Source organism: Corynebacterium sp. (assembly GCF_030538285.1).
GTDB lineage: Bacteria > Actinomycetota > Actinomycetes > Mycobacteriales > Mycobacteriaceae > Corynebacterium.
In genome coordinates this window covers 1-6,156 of sequence record NZ_JAUNUG010000078.1, presented here as the reverse complement: position 1 = coordinate 6,156, position 6,156 = coordinate 1, and the positions used below count along the sequence as shown (strand labels likewise).

Below are 6,156 nucleotides of genomic sequence, written 5' to 3'. Positions count from 1 at the left end.
CCACCGTGAAGGCGAACATGTCGCGCATCTTCAACAAACTGGGCGTGGACAACCGGGTGTCGGCGGCGATGGTCATCCGCGACGCTGGCCTGGCCTGAGGCTGCGTAAGATTTTCAGGTCGAAGCGGCGTCGGGAAGTGCATAATGCCTGTTCGCGGGTGTCGCTCAGCCCGGGTAACCCTGAAAGTCTTACATAGCGCCCCTAGCGCGGGAGGTGGAACAGGCCTTGCTCATCCTGCTCGGCCAGGCCGTCTTCCAGCAGGGAGAACAGAGCGCGAGACCGTTGGACATCGTCGGGCCAGACGACGTCGATAACCGATTGCGGCACGGCTGCCTCCGTCCCGCGCAGCACGTCCATGATCAGTCCGCGGACCTGGCGGTCGGTGCCGGTGAATTTCTGCACCTTCTTCTTCGCCAGCTCCTTTGCACTGGGTGGTGGGGAGCCGGCGGCCAACCAAGCGCATTCCTCCCGCAGCGGGCACACCCCGCACTGCGGTGAGGTTGCGGTGCAGACCAGGGCGCCGAGCTCCATCAGCGCGGCCGAAAACCGCGGCCCCCGCTCTGAAGGCAGCAGCGCCGCCACCACCGCCAGCTCCGCTTTCGACGCCGTCCCCGCGAGGAAGCGCCCCTGAACCGCACGGCGCACCACCCGCCGCACGTTGGTGTCCACCACCGGCACATTGATCCCGTACGCGAAACACGCCACGGCGCGGGCAGTGTAGTCACCGACACCGGGCAAAGCCAGGAGCTTATCGACGTCGGCCGGGACGCGGGCGTCGTGAAGCGAGACGATCTGCTGTGCGCACTCCAGCAACCTCAACGCGCGGCGGGGGTAACCGAGTTTTCCCCACGCCCGCAGCACATCAGCGGGGGAGGCCTGCGCGAAAGCGGCCGGATCCGGCCAGCGGGCCATCCATTCCCGCCACACGGGTTCGACGCGGGTGACGGGGGTCTGCTGGCTCATCACCTCGCTGAGGAGGATGCCCCACGGGCTCGTGTCTTCTGCACGCCACGCCAGGGGGCGTTCGTGGAGATCAAACCAGGGGAGGAGGCGCGCGAACATGGGCTCTAAGTCTAGACTTGCCCCCATGCCCATGAAAGATGTCGCCAAGAACCCGCAGGCCGTGTGGGAGGCCCTGCTGGCCGGCAACAAGCGTTTTGTTCACCAGCAGCAGGAGCGCCCCAACCAGGACATTCTGCGCCGCACGGAACTGCGGGACGGGCAGAACCCCCGGGCCGTTGTCCTCTCGTGCTCTGATTCGCGCGTGCCGGTGGAGCTGATTTTCGACGTCGGCCTCGGCGACCTCTTCGTCGTCCGCACCGCCGGTGAGATCCTGGACCCGGCTGTTCTGGCGTCCATCGAATACGCGATCAAGAGCCTCGGTGTGGAACTCGTGGTCGTCATGGGGCATGAATCCTGCGGCGCCGTTGCGGCCACCGCGGAGGCGCTCGACGGCGGGAAGATCCCCAACGGTCTGGAACGCATCCTCGTGGAGAAGGTCGCCCCGTCGATCCTCGAGGCTCGCGCCCGCGGGCGCAATGACCGGCCCGGGTATGAACGTCAGCATGTCATCGAGATCGTCATCCAGATCAAGCACCGCCTTTCTGCCCTGCAGGAGCGCATCGCCGATGGTCGCGTCGGTATCGTCGGTCTGCGCTACCTGCTTTCCGACGGCTCGACTGAACAGGTCATCGCCGACGGCGTCGAATAGGCGGGGAGTAGCGGACACGCGGGGGCGCCGGTTCCCACCTGCATTAACTGCCCCCAATTAGAGTGAGGGGCGTGAGTAACCAGAGCCCCCGCCGACTTCCCGAAGAGATCTACGTCCGCCGCCGCGTCGCCGCGGCCGTGATCATCCTCGTCCTCGTCGGACTGCTGGTATGGGGCCTGGTCGCCTTCGCCGGCCGGGGTGGCGAGGACACGCAGACCACCGCTGCCGCGCCGTCCACCACGACCACCCGGTCGGTGGAGGAGACGACAACGCGCGAGACTACGCAGACCAGCAGGGAAGAAGAGGAAGAGGAGACCACCGAATCCACCGACCCTTCCGAGCCAGCCGAGCCGAAGAACACCTGCGAGCTCGCTGACCTGCGGATCATCGCCAGCTCTGATCGCCCCTCCTACGGTTCGGGTGTGCAGCCCACCTTCTACATGACGGTGGAAAACCCCACGGCCGCCGACTGCGAGATCAACCTCGACGATGCCGAGCTGCGCTTCGAGGTCTACCGCCTGGAGGACAACGAGCGCGTCTGGTCCGACACGGACTGCTACCCCTCGGTGCTTGATGGGGATGAGCTCTTCGAGGCCGACAGCGAACGACGTTTCGATGCGGTGTGGTCGCGTCGCGGCTCCCAGCCCGGCCAGTGCAACAGCCGCCAGGACGTGGGCACGGGCGCGTTTTACCTGCACGCCGTGATCGGCAATAACGCCTCCGACGCGCACACCTTCAACCTGGGTTAGGTCAGTCGAGCCAGTCCCTCGTGGACGTGGCGCGCCCACAGGTTGCCCACGTTGTCCACGGCCGCCAGATCCTCCTCCGATGCGCCGAGCAGGGACTTCACGTCGCCGAAAGCCGCGATGATCTTGTGCTTGAGGAACATCTGCACCCGCGGCACCCGGCTGAGCACCCGGTAACCACGCGGCACGATCCACTGCGTCAGGGACTCCTCCGTGGCGGGCAGACCGAGAATGCGGGCGACGTTGGCGGGCTTGAGCAGGTCGGCGTCGGCCAGGCCGTCGAGGGCGGTGGTGGCGGCGCGGACATCCTCATCAGAGGGCGGGCCTTCCGCGATGAGGTAGTCGCGGATGAGCAGGTCGATCTCGCGGTCGTTGTCGCCGCGAAGTTCGGTCAGCTGCAGGTTGAGCTGTCGGCCGTCGGTGCCCAGTTCGAGGACATCCTGGTCGAGTTCCATGCCGACGCGCTTGACCAGCAGTTCGCGCTGCATAACGGCGACGACATCCTGCACGGTGGCGTAGTTGTTGATCTCGGAGACAAACAGGCGTTGGTTCGCTTTGTCCAGGCGGGTGCGGTAGCGCTCGAGGGTGCCCAGGGCCTGGTTGGCACGTCGCAGGATGGTGGCGGGGCTATCGAGGATGTAGCGCTGCCCCTCGACGTAGAGGGTGATCACGTTCATTGATTGGCTCACCGCGATGACGGGTCGCCCGGTTTGCAGGGCGGCGCGTTCGGCGGAGCGGTGGCGGGTGCCGCTTTCCGACGTCGGGTAGCTCGGCGACGGCACCACCTGCACGTTGGCGCGCCGGATGCGGCTGGCGTCGGTGGAGAGGATGACCGCGCCGTCCATCTTGCACAGTTCGCGCAGGCGGGTGGGGGCGAAGGGGACGTCGAACTCGATGCCGCCGTCGCAGAGGTCGGTGACTTCTGTGCCGTCGCCGATGATGATGAGTGCGCCGGTGCGGCCGCGGACAATGCGGTCGAGGCCGTCACGCAGTTCCGTGCCGGGGGCGAGGTGCTGGAGGGTCTCCCTTAGGGTGGCGGGGCTCATGGGGTAGATGTTACCCCTGGGTCAGCAAACCGATCGCCTCCCGCAGGGTGGAAGCCTGCGCCACCCGCATCCCGGGCACGCTGAGCTTCTCTCCGGCGGGCACGACCGCGTATTCGTAACCCAGGCGGGCGGCCTCACTCAGGCGACGGCCCAGGTTGGGCACGCGGCGCAGCTCCCCGGCCAGGCCCACCTCCCCGATGACCACGGTCTTCTCTGGCAGCGGCTTCTCGTGCAGCGAGGACCAGGTGGCCAGGGCGACGGCCAGATCAGTGGCGGTTTCCGTGATGCGCACGCCGCCGACGGTGGCCACATAGGCATCCTTTTCATTGGTGCGCTCTCCCGCGCGCGCCTGCAGAACGGCCAAGACCATAGGTACCCGGTTGGCGTCCAACCCGGTAACCACGCGACGCGGGTTCTTCGCCACCGGATCCACCGTCAGCGCCTGCACCTCGGCGAGCAGCGGGCGCACACCATCCATGGCGACGGTCACCGCCGAGCCGTCGGGAGTGCGGCCGCGGTGGGAGAGGAACAGCCCGGAAGGATCGGGCACCTCGCGGATGCCCTCGGCGGTCTGCTCGAAACAGCCGACCTCATCGGTGGCGCCGAAACGGTTCTTGATGCCGCGCAGCATCCGCAGGGAGGACTGCCGGTCGCCTTCGAAGTTGAGCACCACATCCACCAGGTGCTCCAGCACGCGCGGCCCGGCGACATTGCCGTCCTTGGTCACGTGCCCCACCAGCAAGATGGGGATGCCGGAGGTTTTCGCCAGGGAGGTCAGCGCCGCGGTCACGGCGCGCGATTGGGCGACACCACCGGCCACGCCCTCCACCCCGGGGGCGTGCATGGTCTGCACCGAGTCGACGATGAGCAGGGAGGGCTTGACCTGATCGACGTGCCCGAACACCACGTCCAGGTTCGATTCAGACGCCAGGTACAGGGTCTCCTGCAGCGCGCCGGTGCGTTCGGCGCGCACGCGCACCTGCCCGGCGGATTCCTCCGCGGTGACATACAGGGCCTTACGCCCGCTTATCGACGCCCACCGGCTCGCCACCTCCAGCAAGAGTGTCGATTTACCCACCCCGGGTTCACCCGCCATGAGCACCACCGAACCGGGCACCACCCCGGAGCCCAAGACTCGGTCCAGCTCCCCGATGCCCGAGGGCACGGAGCTGGCCGCCGTGCCCGAGATCGTGGTGATGGGGGTGGCCGGGGCGCTCGGCGTTAAACCCGCCGGCCCCGCACTCGCTGTCTTCGGGGCCGCGGCCGATTCGACGAGCGTGCCCCACGCCGCGCAGTCCGGGCACCGCCCCAGCCATTTCGGGGAGGAATAGCCGCACTCGGAACAGGTGTGGACGGAACGGGGTTTACGGGCCATGACTTCACACCTTAATCACGGCCCACGCCAAACGCCCGGCTCTCGGGTGAGAAGCCGGGCGTCAATAAGAAAAGGAATTACAGGTTGGTGTAATCCGACTCAGAACCGGGCTCGCGGGAGAAGGAACCGGCCGGCAGCTGCGGAGCAGCGACAGCGGCGAAGACCTCGAGCTCACCGGTATCGAAGGTGAAGGTGACCGGGACGTTGCCGCCGATGGCGTAATCCTCATTCGCCAAGGTGGTCTCGGTGTACTCGATGCAGCCGGTGTTCTCGGACTGCGGGGTGTTTTCCAGGGCCTGTGCGGAATCGCCGTAGAGGACGCAGTCACGGCCCAGGGTGGTGGAGTCGAAGGCGACGTCATTGCCGTCGACGGAGATGGACTCGAGCGTGTGCTCGGTCATCGAGGTGTCCTGGTTGATCGCGGTGAACTTCAGGGCGGCCTCGCCCGCGTCATCGACGATGATGGTGACGTCGCGGACAGCGATAGTGCCGTCCTCGGAGTTGGCTTCCGCACCATTGACCGGCGCAACCTGCGAGGCGGTCTGGGTCACCTGGCCTGCAGAGCAGGAGGCCAGTGCCAGCGCGGACAGTGCGGCGGCGGAGATGATGCCGCCGCGACGGGCGGCCGACTTCAGGGACTTCACTTGGGTGTCCTCCATCAGTAGGGTCACTTAAGGCTGTTTCGCAAGCTTACCTTAGTCCCTTTGGCCCCTGAGCACACAGTTCCCGGCGATCGGTTCCATGCGGAGGCAGAAAGCGGGGGGTAACGGGGGTATACGGAGGGCGGAGGTTGGCCGCCGTCGAGCGGAATCGGCCGCGTGGTAGAATGCTGGGTCTAGTGTGCTGCCAACCACACGCAACAAGGAGTGGGAATGGATTTCAAGGTCGGGGACGTCGTTGTCTACCCGCACCACGGCGCTGCCGTGATCGCTGACATCGAGCATCGCGTGATGGGAGGGGAGGAACTGGAGTACCTGGTCCTGCAGATCAACCAGTCTGACCTCGTCGTCCGCGTCCCGTCCAAGAACGCGGAGCTGGTCGGCGTCCGTGACGTCGTCGGCGAAGAGGGCCTGCAGAAGGTCTTCGGCGTGCTCCGCGAAACTGACGTCGAGGAGGCGGGCAACTGGTCCCGCCGTTACAAGGCCAACCAGGAGCGTCTGGCCTCGGGTGACGTGAACAAGGTCGCCGAAGTGGTGCGTGATCTGTGGCGCCGCGACCAGGATCGCGGCCTGTCCGCCGGTGAGAAGCGCATGCTGGCCAAGGCCCGCCAGATCCTCG

Annotated in this window: 7 protein-coding genes; 3 read left to right on the top strand and 4 right to left on the bottom strand. The window is 66.7% G+C overall.

What is annotated here, in order from left to right:
• Positions 1–201: 201 nt before the first annotated feature.
• Entirely contained in the window at positions 202–1,062 is an 861-nt protein-coding gene (locus Q4G50_RS14265) for an A/G-specific adenine glycosylase (protein WP_303378318.1), read from the bottom strand.
• A 25-nt stretch (positions 1,063–1,087) separates the two neighbouring features.
• On the opposite strand from Q4G50_RS14265, the gene Q4G50_RS14260 reads away from it, so the two are divergent.
• Positions 1,088–1,711 (top strand): carbonic anhydrase, encoded by a 624-nt coding sequence (locus Q4G50_RS14260; protein WP_303378317.1) that lies wholly within the window; start codon positions 1,088–1,090, stop codon positions 1,709–1,711.
• A 71-nt stretch (positions 1,712–1,782) separates the two neighbouring features.
• A complete protein-coding gene (locus Q4G50_RS14255) occupies positions 1,783–2,460 on the top strand; it encodes a hypothetical protein (protein ID WP_303378316.1) in 678 nt (225 codons plus the stop codon).
• Here the strand turns inward: Q4G50_RS14255 and disA are convergent.
• From disA to Q4G50_RS14240, 3 genes are all read right to left on the bottom strand, one after another.
• Positions 2,457–3,503 (bottom strand): DNA integrity scanning diadenylate cyclase DisA, encoded by a 1,047-nt coding sequence (gene disA, locus Q4G50_RS14250; protein ID WP_303378315.1) that lies wholly within the window; start codon positions 3,501–3,503, stop codon positions 2,457–2,459. The genes Q4G50_RS14255 and disA overlap by 4 nt on opposite strands.
• 10 nt (positions 3,504–3,513) lie before the next feature.
• Entirely contained in the window at positions 3,514–4,878 is a 1,365-nt protein-coding gene (radA, locus tag Q4G50_RS14245; RefSeq protein ID WP_303378314.1) for a DNA repair protein RadA, read from the bottom strand.
• A gap of 77 nt (positions 4,879–4,955) precedes the next feature.
• Entirely contained in the window at positions 4,956–5,549 is a 594-nt protein-coding gene (locus tag Q4G50_RS14240; RefSeq protein ID WP_368660632.1) for a hypothetical protein, read from the bottom strand.
• 201 nt (positions 5,550–5,750) lie between these two features.
• On the opposite strand from Q4G50_RS14240, the gene Q4G50_RS14235 reads away from it, so the two are divergent.
• Positions 5,751–6,156: CarD family transcriptional regulator (locus tag Q4G50_RS14235; protein WP_303378313.1), on the top strand; the 406-nt coding region annotated here is incomplete at its 3' end.

What these genes read in the sequence shown, in the direction of transcription:
- Q4G50_RS14265 (WP_303378318.1), bottom strand. Translation starts at nt 1,062, where the DNA reads ATGTTCGCGCGCCTCCTCCCCTGGTTTGATCTCCACGAACGCCCCCTG.
- Q4G50_RS14260 (WP_303378317.1), top strand. Translation starts at nt 1,088, where the DNA reads ATGCCCATGAAAGATGTCGCCAAGAACCCGCAGGCCGTGTGGGAGGCC.
- disA (WP_303378315.1), bottom strand. Translation starts at nt 3,503, where the DNA reads ATGAGCCCCGCCACCCTAAGGGAGACCCTCCAGCACCTCGCCCCCGGC.
- radA (WP_303378314.1), bottom strand. Translation starts at nt 4,878, where the DNA reads ATGGCCCGTAAACCCCGTTCCGTCCACACCTGTTCCGAGTGCGGCTAT.